Origin of the sequence: Virgibacillus proomii (assembly GCF_900162615.1) — a bacterium.
In the GTDB taxonomy this organism is placed as follows: domain Bacteria; phylum Bacillota; class Bacilli; order Bacillales; family Amphibacillaceae; genus Virgibacillus; species Virgibacillus proomii.
Genome location: NZ_FUFN01000009.1, coordinates 57,379 through 78,751, shown reverse-complemented (window position 1 = coordinate 78,751; position 21,373 = coordinate 57,379). Strand labels below are relative to the sequence as shown.

General features: G+C 36.9%; 16 protein-coding genes. 12 read left to right on the top strand and 4 right to left on the bottom strand.

Features of this window, described 5'->3' with window-relative positions:
• Positions 1 to 74 precede the first annotated feature (74 nt).
• The 3 genes from BN1066_RS03055 to BN1066_RS03045 all read left to right on the top strand — a co-directional run bounded on the left by BN1066_RS03055 (position 75) and on the right by BN1066_RS03045 (position 2,815).
• On the top strand, positions 75 to 1,121 hold the full coding sequence (locus BN1066_RS03055; RefSeq protein ID WP_077318044.1) for a C45 family autoproteolytic acyltransferase/hydrolase: 1,047 nt from the start codon (positions 75 to 77) through the stop codon (positions 1,119 to 1,121).
• Positions 1,122 to 1,684: 563 nt separating this feature from the next.
• On the top strand, positions 1,685 to 2,356 hold the full coding sequence (locus tag BN1066_RS03050) for a hypothetical protein (RefSeq protein ID WP_077318043.1): 672 nt from the start codon (positions 1,685 to 1,687) through the stop codon (positions 2,354 to 2,356).
• A gap of 273 nt (positions 2,357 to 2,629) precedes the next feature.
• A complete protein-coding gene (locus BN1066_RS03045) occupies positions 2,630 to 2,815 on the top strand; it encodes a hypothetical protein (RefSeq protein WP_077318042.1) in 186 nt (61 codons plus the stop codon).
• A 552-nt stretch (positions 2,816 to 3,367) separates the two neighbouring features.
• Here the strand turns inward: BN1066_RS03045 and BN1066_RS03040 are convergent.
• On the bottom strand, positions 3,368 to 3,544 hold the full coding sequence (locus BN1066_RS03040) for a hypothetical protein (protein ID WP_342745588.1): 177 nt from the start codon (positions 3,542 to 3,544) through the stop codon (positions 3,368 to 3,370).
• Positions 3,545 to 3,715: 171 nt separating this feature from the next.
• Between BN1066_RS03040 and BN1066_RS03035 the strand changes: the two genes are divergently transcribed.
• Positions 3,716 to 4,027: a YolD-like family protein gene (locus BN1066_RS03035; protein ID WP_077318041.1), complete on the top strand. Its 312-nt coding sequence runs from the start codon at positions 3,716 to 3,718 to the stop codon at positions 4,025 to 4,027.
• Positions 4,028 to 4,638: 611 nt separating this feature from the next.
• A complete protein-coding gene (locus BN1066_RS03030; protein WP_077318040.1) occupies positions 4,639 to 5,727 on the top strand; it encodes a glycerol dehydrogenase in 1,089 nt (362 codons plus the stop codon).
• A gap of 361 nt (positions 5,728 to 6,088) precedes the next feature.
• On the opposite strand, the gene BN1066_RS03025 is transcribed toward BN1066_RS03030, so the two are convergent.
• A complete protein-coding gene (locus tag BN1066_RS03025) occupies positions 6,089 to 7,438 on the bottom strand; it encodes a CoA-disulfide reductase (RefSeq protein WP_077318039.1) in 1,350 nt (449 codons plus the stop codon).
• Positions 7,439 to 7,955: 517 nt separating this feature from the next.
• Complete coding sequence (locus BN1066_RS03020; protein WP_077318038.1) at positions 7,956 to 9,302, bottom strand: sodium-dependent transporter; 1,347 nt, start codon at positions 9,300 to 9,302, stop codon at positions 7,956 to 7,958.
• 987 nt (positions 9,303 to 10,289) lie between these two features.
• On the opposite strand from BN1066_RS03020, the gene BN1066_RS03015 reads away from it, so the two are divergent.
• The 7 genes from BN1066_RS03015 (at position 10,290) to BN1066_RS02985 (ending at position 19,374) form a co-directional block, all read left to right on the top strand.
• Positions 10,290 to 11,873 carry a Na+/H+ antiporter NhaC family protein gene (locus tag BN1066_RS03015; RefSeq protein ID WP_077318037.1) on the top strand — a complete coding sequence of 528 codons (1,584 nt, stop codon included), beginning with the start codon at positions 10,290 to 10,292 and terminating at the stop codon, positions 11,871 to 11,873.
• A gap of 100 nt (positions 11,874 to 11,973) precedes the next feature.
• The gene (locus tag BN1066_RS03010) at positions 11,974 to 13,143 is read left to right on the top strand and encodes an aminotransferase class I/II-fold pyridoxal phosphate-dependent enzyme (protein WP_077318036.1); all 1,170 of its coding nucleotides are present in this window, start codon (positions 11,974 to 11,976) and stop codon (positions 13,141 to 13,143) included.
• Between the two features lie 6 nt (positions 13,144 to 13,149).
• Entirely contained in the window at positions 13,150 to 14,817 is a 1,668-nt protein-coding gene (locus BN1066_RS03005) for a thiamine pyrophosphate-dependent enzyme (protein WP_077318035.1), read from the top strand.
• 2 nt (positions 14,818 to 14,819) lie between these two features.
• Entirely contained in the window at positions 14,820 to 16,307 is a 1,488-nt protein-coding gene (locus BN1066_RS03000) for an aldehyde dehydrogenase family protein (RefSeq protein WP_077318034.1), read from the top strand.
• Between the two features lie 67 nt (positions 16,308 to 16,374).
• Positions 16,375 to 17,547, top strand: a complete 1,173-nt coding sequence (locus tag BN1066_RS02995) for a saccharopine dehydrogenase family protein (RefSeq protein WP_077318033.1) — start codon at positions 16,375 to 16,377, stop codon at positions 17,545 to 17,547.
• A 360-nt stretch (positions 17,548 to 17,907) separates the two neighbouring features.
• Entirely contained in the window at positions 17,908 to 18,657 is a 750-nt protein-coding gene (locus tag BN1066_RS02990; protein ID WP_077318032.1) for an IclR family transcriptional regulator, read from the top strand.
• 393 nt (positions 18,658 to 19,050) lie between these two features.
• Entirely contained in the window at positions 19,051 to 19,374 is a 324-nt protein-coding gene (locus BN1066_RS02985; protein WP_077318888.1) for a DUF3870 domain-containing protein, read from the top strand.
• Positions 19,375 to 19,919: 545 nt separating this feature from the next.
• Here BN1066_RS02985 and BN1066_RS02980 read toward each other — a convergent pair.
• Positions 19,920 to 21,371, bottom strand: coding sequence for an NAD-dependent succinate-semialdehyde dehydrogenase (locus BN1066_RS02980; protein WP_077318031.1), 1,452 nt, complete (start codon positions 21,369 to 21,371; stop codon positions 19,920 to 19,922).
• Positions 21,372 to 21,373 lie beyond the last annotated feature (2 nt).

Sequence of the window (21,373 nt, the reverse complement as noted above, 5' to 3'; positions counted from 1 at the left end):
TACGTATTGATTTTCAAATGGTACGTAAAGAATTACAATGGTAAAAGTCATGAACCGAAATAGGGGGGAAAAAAATGAAACAAGTGTATAGTGAGGTATTCCAATACCGGGGAAGACATTATGATTTTGGATATAAACAAGGACAAGATTTAAAGCACTCCTATATTTTGGATAACCGGAAAAAACTGTGGAAAATCAGGCGACCACGATTTACGATCAAGGAAGAAGAAGTTAGAGAAGCTATTATGCCAATTGCTCCTGGAATTTGGGATGAGCTTTGTGGCTTAATGGATGCACTAGAGTGGGAAATGGATGATGTTTTACAGGAGTTTGGCGGGTATCGTTTAGAATATAAGAAAAGTGGTTGTTCTATTTTTGCAACGTCGGATTATATAATTCGTAATTACGATTATCATCCAAAGACGTATGAAGGTCGCTATGTCGTGTATGAACCTACTGATCAGGGATATGCGACCATCGCTCCTTCCCAACGTATTACTGGAAGAATGGATGGAATGAATGAACATGGATTAGCTATAGGGTACAATTTTATCCATCGACGAAAACCTAAAGATGGGTTTGTTTGTAATATGATTGCAAGAATCGTGCTAGAAAACTGTAAAAATGTCGAGGAAGCAATAGCATTATTACGAGAAATTCCCCATCGCCATTCATTCAGCTACGTTTTATTGGATAAAAATGGGGGAACATTTATTGTAGAAGCTTCTCCTCGTGCGGTAAAAGTTCGACAAGATCAAATTTGTACCAATCACTTTGAACAGTTAACAACAGAAAACCGCCATCACTTACAAGATTCATATCGCCGGCAACAAGCGATGGAAAGAGAACGACCGGAGGTGAAAAATGCCTATCAAGCATTTAAACTAATGAATGATCCTGAGAAAGAGGTATTTTCTACGAAGTATAAACAGTGGGCAGGTACGATTCATACATCTGGTTATTTTCCTAAACAGCTTAAAGCTTGGTTTGCTCTGGGAGGGAATAGGGAGCCGGTAATATTTGATTTTAATAGTTGGCTGAAAGGCAAGGATTTTTCAGTAAAACGTATAATAGGAAATATTGATACTGAATTACCTTTTGTTCATATGGAGAAAATGTAGTGGAACTTAGTTATTCATCTTATCTAAGCTCGACATGTTTAAATCATTGAAATAAAGGAAAAATAATTTTAGATTACTTTTTTCAAAAAGAGGCTAAATAGACTCAGGTCTACTAAGATCGTAGGCGTCCTTGAAAATATGCCATGTATCAATATTGATTTTTCCTTATTGTCTAAGACGTATACTCGCTTTTCCATCGTGGATATCGTCTAACTTACTTATTTATGCGCTTAAGCTTAGCAAATTTCGATCTCCTTCCTTATAGGCTAACATTGACTCCTACTGTCGTTGTGTGTCTCCCGTTTCTCGGCAGAAATCTCCAGTTTGTATGTCGCTAACTAGAGCGCCTATGTTTATCTTTTTCTATTGAAACACTGACACTGGCGCATCCCAGTGTGTTAAATTAAAGTTGTAGGACAGTGTTTTTTGAGTAGTGGAGTGTATGCAGTTAGATATATGGGCAACATGCATTTTATCGGACTTTTTGAACATCATTTTAGACTTTATTTTTTTTATATAGATGTAATATACTCAAATGGAACACCATTATAGGAGGTAGTGAAATGAAGCTTTTTCAGGTAAGAAAGGGGCAGTTTGTTTTTTACAAAAATGAGTTGCACCAAGTGTATTCAGTAAAACCGATGTTTAAGAAATCTGTACATTTGTATCGTTTAAAAGATATGCAGCAGATATTAACGAAGGCAAGCGAAATTGAATTATGCCGCCCGCAGCATAATGATACTTTTATTTTCTACGGTAAACGTTATACGATAGATAAGAATAAGATGCCGGAGCCTGGTGACTATATTTTAATTGTAAAACCAGCACCTGATTTTCTGGATCACTATTCACTGAATGCGATTGAAAAAGTTGATAGTGTAGAGGATGGAAATGTTGTTACTACTAGAGATAATGGTGTGAAGCATAACGAATATGTTGTTATGGTCCCTGGCAAGAAGGATGCAAGTAGGGAAATCGCTTATTACGATAAAAGCCTTGTACCAGAGGAACAGCAAATACAAGATGAGTCGATTAGTTATTTAGCAGAAAGCGACAGTAACCTAAAACCAGCAGTCGGTGATATTTATATTGATATAAAAAACGAAACAAAAGCGATGATCGTGGCAATGACAAAAGATGAAGTAGTATTTGGACACGGTACTCGAATACATGTGGCAGATTTATTAGATGAAGAAAAGTATAAATTAGTTTATCGGTTTGAAGAAGATTTGTAGTAAGAAGCTAACTCTAACAGAAACACGGTTTTCTGATAGGGTTAGCTAATTTTATGTAACATACACAATGTACAAAAACTGGTAAGATCTATGGTAAATATAAAATAGATGTAAGGGAACTGTTAATTGAAAAGGGTAGAGAGGATTTAATAAAACGCTGAATAGGCGTTATTTTTCAAAACCAGTTTTGCATTATCATAAGGCTCCTAATTTAAAAAGATATTATAACATTTATCCGAGAAAGCCAAAAATGAAATAGGGAGATTAGTTGTTATGAATAAATATATTTATGAATTGGAAGATGATATTTCAAATGAAAAGTTGAATGAGATTATAACTACCATTTTTCCTAATAATCAAATTATTTACTTTATGATGTCAGAAGTTTACAGTGATTTTAAGAGAGAACTCGATGAATTTTATAAAACTGATATTAACTACCTAAAAAGAAATATGTAGCAGGTTGTATAGAAAAAAGGGCATTACAATACTTATATGAATTTTACGAGAGAGGGATGGGATTATCATTTGTTGTAACTGATCAAAAAGTTGATTTTTCTTTTAAAAGTAGCCTTTCATGGAATCTCAGCAAGTTTTATGATTTATTCGAATTAAATAAAGTCTCTCACGTGAAATTTGGTCCAGATAATCAAACCTTAATTTATATAGACTATGAAAGTGATAATAATTAGTATGCTGCTATATGTGTTAAAAAGTTTGGCACATAAGTTGAGAAATAATTCTTTTTTGAGCCAGTCTTTTCTTTTGGCTGATTTATACAACATGTTACATCTTTTTGTTAATGGGTGGCATGATGTAAGTTTATGTCACCTCAAAAAGTGGGTTTTATGTAAGATGAGAGTGTAATATTAATATTTTGTTAACATTGAGGATAATTAATGGAGGCTTCTCATAAGTTGAGCAAACTTTTGAGGAAGCTTCTTTTTTTAAAAGAAAGGCTCTCTATATCAAACTAGAGAGCTAAACTATTTAAACAACTTCTTAATCAATTTAAAATATCAAATGTGGTTTTATTATATCCTTATTATATGCTACTTTTTTAGGATTACGAACCCATCCATAGCCTTTAGGCATTTTTAAGCCCGCACGATGGACAACCTGCCTTTTTACACTTGTTTTAGTAGCCACACGCTTTATAAGGCTAGGCTTTCGCATTCCAATCTTCAATGTGGTTCACTCCTTTGGCAACCCTCTTTTTGCTTCATATTTTTTTATGTCTTCCTCTAAATAAAGAGGGAGGGAGTTATCATGAACCCACATAACTGGCTGTGGAAAATCTTCATGTCTTGTTCTTATAATAATGATGGAAACAAACGTTCTTATTAAGGGAGTTATAAAATGATTGCTTTACCAAAACCGCAAAAAGGCAAGAAAAAATCATCAAGCAATAAATCTAATTTAACGGAGGAAACAATGATAGAAATATCGGAGAAATTAGGAGAAGCATTAGAATTTAAAAATGAGATGACAATCACTACATATAACAGAGGGAAATACGAGAAGTTTACAGGAGTTATTCAAAGTGCTAATCCCGAAACAAAAATGATTACGTTTGATATTGGTAATTTTCAGTATCATAAAATAAGTGCTAATATAATTGTGGATGTAGAAAAAGAGAAGGTTTTTTATGCCTTCTCTTTTTCGTGGTAACATATTTGGTAACAAATGACTAATTTTATACACTTATTAAAAAATATTACATGGTCATTAAAAGCTGATATATCAAGTGTTATGGGTTAATATTAGGCAGATAATGGAAGTAGAACTACTGTTCAGATTCTTGAAGGTTAATTTGCATTGTATATCTGTTGAGACAAAGCCAAAGTAGAAAATGATGTAGGATTTGCCTTTATCGCAGAAAACTTGTGAAGTACCCATGCTATATGGAAAAACAGATTATGAAAATCCAACAAAAAAGGTTTCTGTTATCAAAGAACGATGACAGAACCTTTTTTCACGATATTTGGCTAGTTATGTTCCACTTTATTATTTTTAAAAAACAGATATATTAAATAAATGTGAAATCAGTCACGAGAAGCTTGTATATTCTTTTCAATGATTGATATACTATATATGTGCTAACCATTAAAGTTGCTGTTCCATACTAACGTAACCGCAAACATCGGCTTGGTTTGGAAAGTTATCTTCTTTTCAAATCGATTAGCACAAAAGCTCTTATACTCCACGAATAAGTTGTTACAAGTTTTACAGTATATTTAGCACATCAGTATTGGAATGAAGCAGCAAAAAGGAGCGATGACATGTCAGACACCATTTTTATTTCACCGAGTAAATATATCCAGGGAAAAGGTGCTTTAAAAAGTATTGGTAAGCATGCAAAAACTATTGGAAAGAAGCCATTGGTTCTGTCTGATGATATTGTTTGGAATCTTACGAAAGAAATGATTGAGGCAAGTATGAAGGACGAAAATGTTGATTATCATTATGTTCCTTTTAACGGTGAGGCCTCCTTAACAGAAATTGAACGGGTAGTAAAAGAAGGAAAAGAACATGGAGTTGATACGGTAATTGGTGTAGGAGGAGGTAAAACGCTTGATACTGCAAAGGCGATTGCCGACGGGTTAGATGTAAGCGTTATTATCGTTCCAACTACCGCTTCTACTGATGCGCCAACCAGTGCGTTATCCGTTATTTACAGTGATGAAGGTGTGTTCGAATCCTATAAGTTTTATAATAAAAACCCTGACTTAGTATTAGTTGATACAGCGGTTGTAGCAAAAGCACCAGCCCGATTATTCGCCTCTGGTATTGCAGATGCAATGGCAACATGGGTTGAAGTTAGAGCTACCTTAAAAAGCGATGGAGTTACAATGGCTGGAGGAAAGCCAAGTATTGCGGCAAAAGCCATTGCTCAAGAATGTGAAAAAACATTATTTGCTTATGGAGAAGCAGCTTATCAAGCAGTAAAAAAAGGATTAGTAACAAAGCATGTAGAAGCTGTTGTTGAAGCCAATACATTGCTTTCAGGGCTAGGTTTTGAAAGTGGTGGACTAGCAGGTGCACATGCTATTCATAATGGTTTTACTGTGTTAGAAGGTGACATTCATCATTTGACACATGGAGAAAAGGTGGCTTATGGAACATTAGTTCAACTAGTCTTAGAATTGCATCCTAAAGCTGAACTGCAAAAATACATTGATTTTTATCGCAAACTTGGTTTACCGACTACTTTAGAAGAAATGCATCTTGATACTGCTTCCTATGAAGATTTATTGAGAGTAGGCGAGGCTGCAACACAAGAAGGAGAGACGATGGGTAATCTATCTAACGACATAACTGCAGATGATGTAGCTTCTGCTATCCTGGCTGTCGATCAATTAAGCAATTAAAGCAAAACGTCGATATAAGAGATTGCGTAAGTAGATAGAAGAGGCTGGGACAAAAGTGGTTTAGTCAAAGAAAAATCCGAACCATGATTCAAAATTCTTCATTAGAATTCGAATTAGTTCGGATTTTTCTTTTTATAAAAGTTTCCTTATTCCAGTAAACATTCGCATTTAAAGTTGATCTTTTTAATTATGTTCCACTCTCTTCTTTATGTGGTAACAAGAGCCCTAAAAGCCGGGAAGATGGTAGGTAAGTGTTCATAACAGGTAATCAGACAACCGGTACAAAAGATTAATATAAAAGAAAAAGCATATAAATCATCCAGTTTTACTTATTCATGAGCTTTATAGATAGAATTTTAAATCACATGTCTTTAGCTAATAAAGTAATTGCTTTATATCCAAGGATGTTAATTGGGTCTTTAGGACTTGAATAAGGGGGTGCATAAGCGAGCTCCAACTCAGGTAAATCATAAACTGTCAGCTTGCTTTTTATCGCTGTTGAAAGGATGGCTAATCGTTTATCGGCACCCGCATACCCCACTACTTGTCCACCATAAATACGACCATTTGCGGCATCAAACAATATTTTAATCCAGAGTTTGTCTGCGTCGGGAAAATATCCTGCATTCGATAGGGTTTCTATTTTAGCTTCTTTATAGTCGATTTTTTGCGTTTCTAAACGATAGCGGTTTAAACCTGTTGCTCCAAGTGTTAAATCAAAAAGTCTGAGTATACTGGATCCAATTGTTCCGTAATAAGGGATTGATTTACCATTAATATGGTTTGCTATAATAAATGCCTGACGATGTGCTGGCCAAGCCAATGCAATATTTCTCGGCTCTCCTGTTATAAAATCCTTTGTCTCAACGGCATCACCTAGAGCATAAATAGCCGGATCGTCGGTTTGCATAAATTCATTGACAACGATAGCTCCAGTTTTGCCTATGGATAAATTTGCTTCTTTAGCTAGTTTAATATTCGGCCTAATACCAACGGCCATAATAGTTATGTCTGCTTCTACTACTTTTCCACTGTTTAAATGCAGTGTCTTTCCATCATTAGAAAATTCCTGTAATCCATCATTAAGAATAAGGTCCACGTTTTTATTATTTACATACTGATGAACTATTTTAGCCATATCATCATCAATAGGGTTCATTACTTGGTCTGAGCGATCAATTAATGTGCATTGTATTCCTCTTTCATGCAAGTTTTCTAACATTTCGAGACCAATAAAGCCGCCACCGATGATAGCAGCTGTTTTTGGTTGCTTTTCTTCTATGAATGTAGCGATGGCGTCCATATCTGGAATGGTATGCAGATTGAATGTGCGCATTTTATTCATACCTGGAATGGATGGCATTACTGCAGTAGCACCTGGGGATAAAATAAGTTGATCATACGTTTCCGTAAATTGTTTAGATTCTGAGACATAAGTAATCATTTTATTTTTGCGATCTATTGCTGTTACTTCTGCGTATGTTCGGACATGAACATTGTATTTTTCTTCAAATTTATCTTTAGGGTATAAAATATCATTTCGATTAGCTACTGTTTTTCCAAGATAGTAAGGCATGCCACAATTGGAAAAAGAAACATAACCATTCTTATCAAAAAGAATGATGGTAGTGTCTTTATTGTCTCTTCGTATTTGAGCTGCGACGGTGGCACCACCACCAACTGCACCAACGATGACCATTTTTTGTGCCAACTTGAAACACTCTCCTTTGATATAGCTTGTAGTAAGACCTCCAATTTTCCATGAGGTGAAACCTAGGAGAATAGTGGAGGTCTTATTGCAAGTCGAATGCCGATTCTGTTTATCAGTGGGGGATAAAAGAAAATCCCATTGATTGAAGATTCACGTTATCTTTTAACTGAACTTCCACTTCAACAACGAGCCGCCCCTCATTCATAATGTGTTTTTATTTTCTAAGTTAACAGCTTTATTTAACTAATAAGAATGTTTTTTAGTTAATTTTTCTCTATCAAATGCGTTTAAAAAAGCGGAACATAACAAAAGGTCTGCGCTGACAGCTCTTAAGCAAATGGAATATCTGCCCTTGATAAGGAATGTAAAAACAAGTAGCAAAGAAATACACTGTATCACATTAAAAAACTTTATGAACAATCTTGATACCTCGAGAAAGAATTCAGGTTAGTTTGGATAATAGGTATCCGTTTGTTAGTGGAATAACAGTTTATTCTGAGTCTACTTTAATTCTACCCTAAATGACGCCAATCGAACCTAAAAATACGATAATAATTGTAATCGGAGCAAGCCATCGTATTAATTGATACCAGATACTATACATCGTATCTCCTAAATTATTTCCATAGTTGAATTCTTTATAAATGAGTTTTTTATCCATGGTATAGCCAATAAATAAAGAAATAAATAAACAGCCGCCAGGCATAATAATATTGCTAACAAGAAAATCGGAAGCATCGAAAAATGTTTTTCCAAAAATGGTGACATTCGCTAAATTGCTAGATGATAAAGCGGCTGGTATTCCTGTGATAAATACAAGGATTCCTGCTATAACAGCTATTTTTTTACGGGAACGTTGTTTTTTTTCTGTAAAGGCAGCAGTAATAATCTCCAGCATGCTAAAGGATGAAGTTAAAACTGCAAATAAAAATAATAATAGGAATAGACTTAAAAATAATTCTCCAAACGGCATTTGCGCAAATGCTTCTGGTAAAACAATAAATAAAAGACCTGGACCTTCTGTTGGCTCTAGCCCAAACGCGAAAACGACTGGAAAAATAGCGAGACCAGCCAATAGAGAAACAAAAATATTCATCATCGATACATAGCCCGCTGACGCAGGTAAGCTTACATCCTTCTGTAAATAAGAGCTATAAGTAACCATAACAGAAACTCCTACAGCAAGTGAGAAAAATGATTGACCGAGGGCATATAAGATACTTTCTGCATTTAATTTGGAAAAGTCAGGTTGAAGGAAAAAACGGAGACCTTCCATCGCTCCTTCAAAGGTGACAGACCGAATAACTAGAATAATGAAAAATATAAATAATAATGGCATTAAAATTTTACTTGATTTTTCAATTCCATCTTTAACCCCAAACGAGACAACAACGATATTGATCAGGATAAATAACAAATGACCTAATAAAGTTATCCAAGGACTTCCGGTAACTGTAGCAAATAAATCAGCATAGTTTGCTGTATCGTGTATTATTAATCCTGGAATCGATATAATGCTATAAGTGAGAACCCAGCCACCTACCACGCTATAGAAAGACATTAAGATAAATGCCCCTGCTACTCCCCAATGACCAATAAATCTCCAAGGGGTTCGTGGCGGTGCTAACTTTTGATAAGCAGAAACTGCTTCTGCTTGTGCACCTCTACCAATAATAAATTCAGCAATTAAGATCGGAAGTCCGATAATCAGTGTAAAGGCGATAAACAATAAGAAAAATGCACCTCCACCATTCATCCCAGTCATATAGGGAAACTTCCAAATAGCTCCTAACCCGATAGCTGCCCCCGCTGAGGAGAGAATAAAGCCAATTTTAGAAGCCCACTGTTCTTTCTTTTTGAGCATAAACGTTTTCTTCCTTTCTTTTTAAAAATAATAGTGCGTAATGTTTTACGTACGTAGCTTAAACTTAAGAAGACAGCCTGAGTAAAAGCAAGATATAGCAAGGTTTTCTGATAAAAAATGAAAAATAGAGAGGTAGGATTCTCCTCTCTTATTACCAATAAGGGAATAAAACAGATAATTCATATGAATCATTGCTTTACAGATGTAGCGGCTATCTTTGGAAAGATAAGAATAGATTTGTCAAACTTTAAGTAGAGCATTGGTAATGTAAGCAATTGGGATTAGGATGTTGATATGCGATGTGTGCACAATTATCTATATAAAAATAGTATTTTAAAAGGTTGTTTAAAAAGACCGGTAAAATAATTGCTCTTTATCTTTCGTATGAAAAAACGTAACTACAATTTTATTAAATGGTGTTCTTGCAACCACCTTTCAAAACTCCAGTTTATTACATCGCTAATCAAGTGCCTGTGCTTTTATGTGCGCCTTTTTGAACATGCACTTTAGATTACGTTTTACTTTAGTAACTTTTTTTAAAAAAGTCAAGTGTCATTTTTCCCAAACCTATTTAAACATCTTATAATTCCCATGTTAGAGTAGAGAACATGTCCCAATACTTGAATAATTTAGGGCTGGCTCTTAGACCCTCGAGCTAGCATTTTAAAGGATGCTTAACGTTTTCCTGTTTAACCGCAATAATGGATGGTTGTATCTTAATAATTTAAAAATTACGAATGGAATGAAAGTATAGATTATTAAATATTATAAATAATAACACTTTATGAATAATAATAAAGCAGATGTAGAAATGGAGGTGATTCTTGCAGTATAAAATTGCTTTGATTAATCATTACTTTTCTTTCTGTCAGAAGATCTCCAGTTTGTCTATCGTTAACGGGGTTTGTACTTCTGTTATTTTTTCTTATAAAAAGATGGTGTTCAAAAGTCTGGTGACTCAGAACACAAACTAAAAAGGAGGATTTGATGGAAAACACGTTTTGGTCATTAATTCCACCAATTTTAGCGATTGTCATGGTTTTATTAACGAAAAGGGTGTTATTATCGCTGGGAGTGGGAATCATTACCGCAGCATTGTTTATTGCCAGTTTTCATATTGGAGAATCTCTTTTATTCGTTTGGGAAGCGTTTAAAGGCGTATTTGTAGAAGAAGGTCAACCAAACACATGGAATATTTTTATTTTACTGTTTGTATTAATGCTTGGAATATTGACAACGCTTGTAACGATGATGGGAGGGACGAGATCGTTTGCTGATTGGATGATTCGGAGGGTGAAAACAAGAGCGGCTGCTCAACTAATGACAATGTTACTAGGAATTATTGTATTCGTAGATGATTATTTTAATAGTCTTACAGTTGGGCAAATAGCAAAGCCGGTTACAGATAAAATGCGAATCTCTCGTGCGAAATTAGCATATATTGTTGACTCTACGTCTGCACCAGTTTGTGTTACTGCGCCGGTATCCAGCTGGGGAGCCTATATTATAGGAATTATTGGGACGGTATTATCAACTCACAGCCTTACAGATATAAGTGCATTCCATGCATTTATAAAAATGATCCCGATGAATTACTATGTTTGGGCAGCTTTAGGAGTTGTTGTTGTCATTGCTTTAAAGCAAGTTGATTTTGGTCCAATGAAAGCTCATGAGCATCGAGCTATTCAAACAGGTGAGGTATTGAACCCTGATCGCAAAAGCAAACTAGATCCTGCACGTAGTCTACCAGTTAGTGAGCTTAGCAGAATAAAAGACTTGCTCATTCCAATTATTAGCTTATTTATTGGCACAATAGCTGCAATTTTCATCCATGGTTTATTCAGCATCGAAACGGGAACAAGAACGTTAATTAATATTTTTGGAAGTGCAGATGTATCCATTTCTTTACTTATTGGTGGTAGCATTGGATTAATCACTACATTTATTTTATTTATAAGGCATATGATAAAAGGTGTTTTTTCTTTTCACCATTTACTAAAAGGTGTATTTGCAGGCGGAAAGTCAATGATGCCTGGATTTAACATCTTAATTTTCGCTTGGACAATTGCTACGTTAATACAACAGCTTGGCACCGGGAGTTATTTAGCAGAAATTGTTGAAGCTGCAAATCTTAATCTGTATTTTCTTCCATTTATCCTATTTATCATTGCTGGTTTTATTGCCTTTTCCACCGGTACTTCTTGGGGAGCTTTTGGTATTTTGCTGCCGATTGCAGGAGAGATTGCTGCAGCCACCGATGTGACATTAATTTTACCAATGTTAGCTGCGGTACTAGCGGGAGCTGTCTTTGGCGACCATTGTTCACCAATATCCGATACAACGATTCTTTCAGCTACAGGATCTGGTTGCGATCACATTGACCATGTTATAACACAAATACCCTATGCGTTTTTGGCAGCGGCTATGGCTGGTTTAGGATATATTATATTTGGTCTGACAAATAGTGTATCACTTGGTTTAGCAGTTGTGATTGCTAGCATTATTGGGTTGTTTTTTGGCTTGAGAAAAAGAAAGGTAGATATAGATAAAGAAACAAAATTATTTTTATAAAAAGTAATTTCTGTATATTGCTAATTTAACGAACGTCTATTATACTGTTGTTAGGTAAATGAAACAACATTTCGAATAGTGAAATAATAGGAGGAAAAAAATGACCTATGTTTCCGATAAGGTTAAGCATCTGCCGCCTTATTTATTTTCTCAATTTCAAACAAAGAAAGAACAACTAGAAAAGCGTGGCGTGGATGTAATTGATTTGGGGATCGGCTCTCCGGATTTACCAACACCTGACTTTATTTATCAAGAGTTAATCGAACAGGCAAAAAAGCCGGAAAATCATCGGTATTCGAGTTATAGCGGGTGTATGGAGTTTAAAGAAGCAGTTGCCTCGTTTTATGCGAAACGGTATCAGGTTGATCTTGATCCAGAAACAGAAGTACTCGCGTTAATTGGTTCCAAAGAAGGAATTGCTAATCTCATTCAAGCAGTGATTAACCCGATGGACAAAGTAATTGTACCTGATCCCGGTTATCCGGTTTATCGCAAAGGAGTTCATCTGGCTGGGGGAATAAGCGTATCTTTGCCCTTAGATAAAAAGAATGGATATATTCCGCAGCTAGAAACTATTCATTTCACAGATGCAAAAGAAGCTAAGCTAATGTTTCTTAACTACCCGAGTAATCCAACGACAGCCGTAGCTAATTTAGATACCTATTTGGAAGCGGTTTCTTTTTGCCGTGAGCATCAGATTATACTAGCAAATGACGCGGCTTACGATTTAGTAACATTTGGCGATTATCGAGCCCCAAGCGCCCTAGAAGTTCCTGGAGCAAAGGATTGGGTTGTTGAATTAGGTTCATTATCAAAAAGTTTTAATATGGCGGGGTGGAGAATAGGATATATCGTTGGGAACCGAAAAGTAATAAAAGCGCTTTCGACATTAAAGAGTAATTTGGATACGTGCCAATTTATTCCGATTCAAAAAGCAGCTGCAAAGGCTTTGCGCAGTGATTTATCAGTAGTAGCAGCTAATAATGCTATATATGAACAGCGCATGGAGAAGTTGTATGCTGCCTTATCCGAAATTGGGATTACTGCTGCGAAGCCAAAAGGAACGCTCTTTATTTGGGCACAAGTTCCATCAGGGGAAAGTTCTATGTCATTTGCAGAAAAATTGTTGGAGAAAGCTGGAATTATTGTTACTCCGGGAACGGCTTTTGGAGAAAGTGGCGAAGGATTTATTCGCATTTCCTTATCTGTCCGTTCAGATCAATTGGATAAGGCAATTCTAAGATTGGGAAAATTCGGTTTAAAGAGGTGACCTTTCATGCAAACGACGCGAGCAAAAGAAACAGCAGCGAAAGCGATTATCGAATGTTTTAAGCGGGAGCAAGTAGAACGAGTATTTTGTGTTCCCGGAGAAAGTTATTTGCCGGTACTCAATGCACTTTATGAGGAAAAGTCAATTCAAGTTATCTCTGCTCGTCATGAAGGTGGGGCAGCTTTTATGGCGGAAGCATATGCAAAGTCTGCTTTAAAACCAGGGGTGGTTATGGCGACAAGAGGAGTGGGGGCTGCTAATTTATCGATTGGGGTGCATACAGCTTATCAGGATTCTACCCCAATGGTGGTGTTTTTAGGTCAGGTTCATAGTAAATTTCGTGGTAGAGAGGGGTTCCAAGAAATTGATTTAGAACAGTATTTTCAATCTATCGCAAAATGGGCTGTTGAATTAAAAGATGCAGAACGAACACCGGAAATTGTCCAGCGAGCATTTCGAATTGCAAGTTCAGGAAGACCTGGACCTGTGATTATTTCCTTGCCGGAAGATGTATTAAAACAGGAAGAAATAATGCACTACGCTCCGGTTATTCCAAGACCAAAGCCTGCACCGTCTGCAAGTGAACTTATTGAAGTGGAGGCACTGCTAGCTGATGCTCAAAGACCTGTGGTTATTGCCGGGGGTGGTGTAAAGCAGGCGCGAGCAGAAGAGGAATTAAAAAGGTTTGCTGAAATGTTCTATATTCCTGTGTTTACAGCATTTCGACGACATGATGTATTTCCCAATGATCACTTACTTTATGGAGGACATCTAGGCTTGGGAACGCCAAAGGAAATTTTAGAAACAGTTAGGCAGGCAGATGTTGTATTAGCTTTAGGAACACGTTTATCCGAGGTCACCACACAGGACTATTCCCTTTTTTCTCCAGAACAGAAAATAATCCAAATGGATATTGATTTTTACAGTATCGGAAAAAGCGTTGCTCCTGTTATCGGAATGGTTGCGGATATGAAGGAAGCACTCTTACGATTAAACGAATTAGAAGTAAAGGAAGCTTGGTCAGAATGGGCCTTTCATTGCAATTCTGTTTATACAAAAACGAGTAGGTTAGATGTGACTGAGCATTCACCGATAAATACACAAATTATCGATTACTTAATAAAAACGTTACCAGAAGATGCAATGATTACGAATGATGCGGGAAATTTTGCTGGCTGGGTACATCAATATTATATTTTTAAACATTCACATACGTATGTCGGGCCTACTTCCGGTGCCATGGGCTATGGATTACCCGGCGCTATTGGTGCTAAATTAGCTTTTCCTGATCGTCTTGTCATAGGATTTAGCGGTGATGGTGGATTTATGATGACGTGTCAGGAATTAGAGACAGCCGTCAGGTATGATGTTCCAGTCATATGTTTAGTCTTTAATAATAAAATGTATGGAACCATTCGCATGCATCAGGAAATGCATTATCCGGAAAAAGTGATTGCAACCGATTTAGGAGAAATTAATTTTATGGATTTAGCTAAAAGTGTAGGTGCCATTGGATATCGAGTTACTTCCATTCAGGAATTTAAAGTCGCTTTTATAGAAGCATCCCAAGCAAAACAACCAGCAGTGATTGAAGTGATGAATGACAAAGAGCAAATAGCTGTTTCGACAACGATTACCCAACTTCGTAATCGCCAATCATATAGGGAGGTTTAACAATGACGACATTTATTGAAGTGGATACGTTAAAGAATTATATCGCCGGAAACTGGGAGGAAGCGGATAAAACAACAGCAGTTATGAACCCTGCAACGGGAGAAGAAATTGTTCAAGTGCCATTGTCGAATCAGGAACAAGTCAATAAGGCTGTTGCTGCGGCAAAACAAGCTCAGAGAAAGTGGGCTCTAGTACCAGCACCACAACGTGCGGAAGTGCTATATCGAATGGGTAATTTAATGAAAGAAAATAAAGAAAGGCTGTCACGCATTCTAACAATGGAAAACGGAAAAGTACTTGAAGAAGCTAGAGGAGAAGTTCAGGAAGGAATAGATATGGCTTTTTATATGGCTGGGGAAGGACGCCGTTTATTTGGGCAAACGACGCCGGCAGAATTAAAGGATAAATTTGCTATAAGTCAGCGTTGTCCTGTTGGTGTTGTTGGAATTATCACACCTTGGAATTTCCCAATTGCTATTGCTACGTGGAAGTCTTTTCCTGCCATCGTCGCCGGAAATGCTGTTATTTGGAAGCCTGCAACAGAAACGCCTTTAATGGCTTATGAATTAGCAAAAATTTTTGCTGAAGCAGGTTTGCCGGATGGAGTACTTAATGTTGTATTTGGCAGTGGATCCGTTGTTGGCGATGCGATGGTTCATCATGATGATATACGTGTTATTTCCTTTACCGGTTCCAATGACACAGGACGGCAGATTGCTGCGAAATGCGGGCAGCAATTAAAAAAGGTTTCCTTGGAAATGGGAGGAAAGAACGCTGTTATTGTGATGGACGATGCTGATTTAGAGTTAGCAGCAGAAGGCATTATTTGGAGTGCTTTTGGAACGAGTGGTCAGCGCTGCACAGCATGTAGCCGGGTCATCGTTCATGAGAACGTGAAAGCAAAGCTTGAAGAGCGATTACTGGAAAAAATGAAACACTTAACAATTGGTAATGGTTTAGATGAAACAATAAAGGTGGGGCCAATTATTAATGAAGCAGGGCTGAATAAAATTAAGCGGTATGTTGAGATTGGGAAGGAAGAGGGAGCTACTTTACTTGCTGGAGGAGAAGTTTGGCAAGGAGAATTAGGTGGAAACTTTTTTAGTCCAACTTTATTTACAGATGCAACTCCGACGATGCGAATTTCCCAGGAAGAAATATTTGGTCCTGTTGTTTCGTTGATTCCAGTAAAGAGTTTCGCAGAGGCTATTGAAGTAAATAACGGTGTTTCTTATGGCTTATCCAGTTCCATTTTTACAAAAGATGTGAATCGTGTTTTCCAAGCTCAACGTGATTTAGATACAGGAATTGTTTATGTTAATGCTGGAACTACAGGTGCAGAAATTCACTTGCCCTTTGGTGGAACGAAGGGAACAGGAAATGGTCATCGCGATTCAGGTGTGCAGGCTTTAGATGTATTTACAGAATGGAAAGCAGTTTATATCGATTACAGTGGTAAGTTACAACGAGCCCAAATTGATATCGAGTAAATCATTCATTGATTGTCAGATATTCGAAAACTTTTTATGTTGAAATCTTGAAGAAGGAGTGGATTTGGTGAAAATAGGAGTATTGGGTGCTGGTTTAATGGGGAAAGAAGCGGCTCGGGATTTAGTATTGAGTGAGAGTGTGTCTGCCGTTGGTTTAGCAGATATTGATAGAAATAGAGCACAGTATGTATGTGATCAGTTACAATCCACGAAACTAACAGCCTATCAAGTAAATGCAACAGATGCTATCGACTTAGCGACCTATATGAAACAATTTGATGTAATTATTAATGCACTGTTTTATTCATTTAATGAAATTGTTGCTAAAACGGCGATAGAAGTTGGTGTCCATGCTATTGATTTAGGGGGGCATATTGGACATATGACGGATAAGGTATTAGCAATGAAGGAGGCAGCAAAGAACGCTAACGTCACATTAATTCCAGATCTAGGTGTTGCTCCAGGGATGATTAATATTTTGTCTGGCTATGGAGTTAGTAAACTCGATCACGCAGAGGAGATAAAGCTATACGTTGGCGGAATTCCTGTTAAACCAGAACCACCATTGGAATATAATCATGTATTCTCCATGGAAGGAGTGTTTGATCATTATACAGATCCGTCATTGATTATCCGCAATGGAATGAAACTGGAGGTTCCATCTTTATCTGAAGTAGAAACGGTTTATTTTGATCGGTTCGGACCACTAGAAGCATTTCATACTTCTGGAGGGACTTCAACACTATCTATTTCCTATCCACACTTAAAAACACTGGAATATAAAACCATTCGTTATCCTGGTCATGCTGAAAAATTTAAGCTGCTTGTTGATCTGAATTTAACAAAATTAGACTATCAGGTAGAGATTAATGGACAAAAAGTATGTCCAAGAGATGTATTTTTAAAGGTTCTGGATCCGATTGTGGAATTAGAAGATAAGAAAGACGTTGTATTATTACGTGTCATCGTTGCTGGTGAAAAGTCGGGTACTACTACCAACCATATTTATGAAATGATCACATATAAGGACGAACAAACGAACGTTACAGCGATGGCAAGGGCTACTGCAAATACCATCTCTGTCGTAGCGCAAATGATTGCTGGTGGAACGATTACGAAAAGAGGTGTCTATCCACCAGAACAAATTGTTCCCGGCGAGGAATATATTCAAGAGATGAAACGACGTGGTGTTTATATTGCAGAATATGATGAGGTAAAAGAAGAGCGTGTAACTTTATAAGGGGAGAGCAAGTGAAATTATTTTTAATGTTGTAAATGCAAAGAATGCTTTTACCTTTACTATGCTGTAAAGGATGCAGGGAATGATCCGGCTGGGTGTTACTATGTGATGTAATATTGACATAGATCCCCAGCTTCTCTTTACAGTACGGTTCAAAAAGAGGATAAAAGCTAGGTTGAAGCTGCAAAACTTTTGAAAAAGAAGAACATATTGTTTAAGTGGAATGTAGTACCACTGTTTTACCCTCTGGCAACCTTACGTTCTGTACGTAGGATTTGGACAATCCTTTACATTTATGATTGCCGTCAGCTTTACACAAATACGGAACAGATAAATGATAGCTTATTAAGGAGCCTGGATATGAATCAGAGTGTGATAAAAGCTTTAAAGCTGTTAGAGTTATTTAACGAGGATGTTGAGGAGTTATCCTTAAAAGAAATTGCTGATGAGGGCAACATACCAAAGCCGACAGCGTATCGATTATTGAGCTCCTTGGAATATAGTGGTTATATAGCAAGGACAAACGAGGTTCAAGGGGGGAAATATCAATTAGGATTAAAATTATTGGAACTGGGTAATTTAGTAGCAAATCGATTGGAAGTAAGGGAAGTTGCTTTACCACTGATGCAACAATTAGCAAAAGAAATCAATGAGGTTATTCATCTAGTTATTGTAAATCAAAATAAAGCAACTTATATTGAAAAAGTAGAAAGTTCCCGGGCACTTAGACTGTATACGAAAATAGGAAAAAGTGTGCCATTATATATTGGATCAGGGCCAAAGTTATTGCTGGCATTTTTACCGGAGGAAAAACAACAGCAAATCATTCATCAATCGCGGCTTATCTCTATCCAGCGACCGATTAATAAAGAAGAATTGGTAAAGGAATTACAACAAATTAAGGCTGATGGCTTTGCATATAGTATTGCAGAACAGGACGAGGATACAACTGGAATATCGTATCCTATTTATAACTATAAGCGTAAAGTTATTGCTGCTTTGGCGGTAAGTGGTCTATCAAGCCGTTTTACAGGTGATAATTTACAAAGGATTAAACATAAATCAAGCATTAGTGCTGAAAATATATCGAAGCAGCTTGGATACAAATAAACCACTATGTCATATACGATGAATTCTAATCATAAAGTTATAAAGGGGAAAACCTGTACTACGAAAGTGATGTATCACATCTTAGATATTCTACGGCCTTTTTAACACTATAGGAAAGTATAAAACATTAGGCTTTATCCCGCATGTAAGGTGCCGTAAGTTTCCCACTTCAAGTCCTGAATTGATACAAAAGAGTCAAAGTGGGAGAAAACGGCACCTAAATGCCCGATTGGTTCAACTAACATTCCGTGTAAAAAGCATTCCACGGAATAAAGTTTCACTTTATCGTATAAGAAAAACGGTAGCTTGCGCCATAAAGACTTGCGACAAGCCAAGTTTTTTAAAAAGAAAAATGGGGGTAGAACAATGAAAAACGATTGGGGGAAAGAAACCATGAAAACAGTTTTTATAGCTGGACATGCACGGCTGCCATCAGGGATGGCAGCTCAAAGCATTTATGAAACGTTAACGATAACAGCAGAAATTGACAAGAAGTATGGAGTAATTGTAGCAGCTGGGTGCACGTTAGCCACAAATCACGGCAAGGAATTTGTTCAGCAATTATTACGCGGTCATAGTCTGCAAGATGGTATTAAAGAGCCTGTAGCAATTTTGAAATCCCACTACTTAGGAAAAGCTGGAAATGCATTAGCCTCAGCGCTTAAAGATTTATATAGACAATATGAAGTACATCATCCATCCGTTATTGCAAAATAAAAAAATCTATTGCACATTGAAAAACGATTGCTATAGGGTAAGCTGTCGCTTGTTTTTTTAAAAAAAGTAAGTACTCATCTCTTGCATCGATTGGTGAAAAACTTTTTGTACATATTGTTTGTCTAGCAAGCGCTCGTGCTACTAACGAACTTCAATCTCTTTCCTAATATAAATCGACGTCGCTTGAATCTAAAGGGAGACCGACTCAAAGCTTGCTTGTCGCTTAGGCGTTGGCGTACCCTTATTTAAGAGGCATGTTTCCTTTCTCTCGAATGTAAGAAGCTGTATTCTCTCATTAAAAATGTAAGGTGCCGTAAGTCTCCCACCTTAAGAGTTAAAGGAATACGGAGAAGTCAAAGTGGGAGAAAACGGCACTTAAATGCCCAATTCGTTCAAGGGCCTTTAGGTCATACCTTTGCAATACGAACATTCCGTGTAAAAAGCATTCCACGGAATGAAGTTTCACTTTATCGTATAAAAAAACGATAGCTTTTCTCCTTAATGTCTTGGCGACAAGCCAAGTTTTTCTAATTTAAAAATGATTTTTAATTATCAATGCCTATGGAAATAAACTTTTTCTCTAAAAATTTGTCCATTCCATGATGCCCACCTTCTTTTCCTAAGCCGGATTGCTTTATTCCACCAAACGGAGCTTCTGGTGTCGCAGGAAACACATCATTAATCCCAACAATCCCATAATCTAGCTGTTCTGAAACACGGATAGCCCTGCTAGTGTTTTCTGTGAAAATATATGCTGCTAACCCATAGTCACTATTATTTGCCTTATCTATAACTTCTGCTTCTTCAGAAAAGACTTGGAGTGGCAGGACCGGTCCGAATGTTTCTTCATGCATGATTTTCATTTCATTGGAGACATTAGATAGAATAGTAGGCTCAAAATAGTAACCCGATAGTTCTTCTGTATTCCAAGGTTTACCTCCATGCTCAATGATAGCACCTTGTTTGGTCGCATCTTCAACATGAAATTGAACTTTTTTACATGCTTGCTCATTAATCAATGGGCCGATATCTGTATTTGCTGCTAACCCATCTCCTAATTTTAGTTTTTGCACCTTTTCTTTCAACAGGTTAGCAAAATCATTCATGACAGACTCATGTACGAACAACCGATTTGTACAAATACATGTTTGCCCATTATTTCTAAATTTACTCGCGAGTACTAGTTTCGCTGCTTTTTCCAAATCTGCATCTGCAAAAACGATACTAGGAGCATGACCTCCTAATTCTAAAGATAGTTTTTTGACGTGATTGGCACTTTCTTTCATTAGATATTTTCCTACCTCTGTTGATCCAGTAAATGTAATTAAACGAACATCTTTACTAATAAGTAATTCCTTGCCAATGGCTGTGGCATCACCAGTAACGAGGTTTACCACACCACTTGGCAATCCAACCCGTTCAAAAATCTTCACAATTTCAATGGCAGAAAGAGGTGTATCAGGTGCTGGTTTTAATACAACCGTACATCCAGCAGCAAGAGCAGGTGCAAGTTTTCTAGTTATCATGGAGGATGGAAAATTCCAAGGTGTAATTGCTCCTACCACGCCAATAGGCTGTGGTATAACAATTAACCGTTTAGAGGTAACCGAGGATGGCAACCATTCTCCGTAACTTCTGCTCGCTTCCTCGGCATACCATAGTAAAAAGTGGGCAGCCCCTTTGATTTCTCCGATTGCTTCCTTTAATGGCTTTCCTTGCTCCATTGTTAAAATTTTTCCAAGTCTTTCAGCATCTTCGTACATCATTTGATAAGCCTTATATAAAATTTTTGAACGTTCTCTTCCTGTTTTCTTGCTCCATGCAGGAAAGGCTTTTAATGCTGCAGCAATCGCTTGTTTAGCTTCTTTTGTACTGGCGTGAGAAACTTGTGTGATTGGCTTTAAGGTAGCGGGATTATAAACGATTTCAGTAGCACTTTCCTTTACTTCATGCCAAATCCCATTAATAAAAATACTTTTTGTATATGCTTCAAACATGA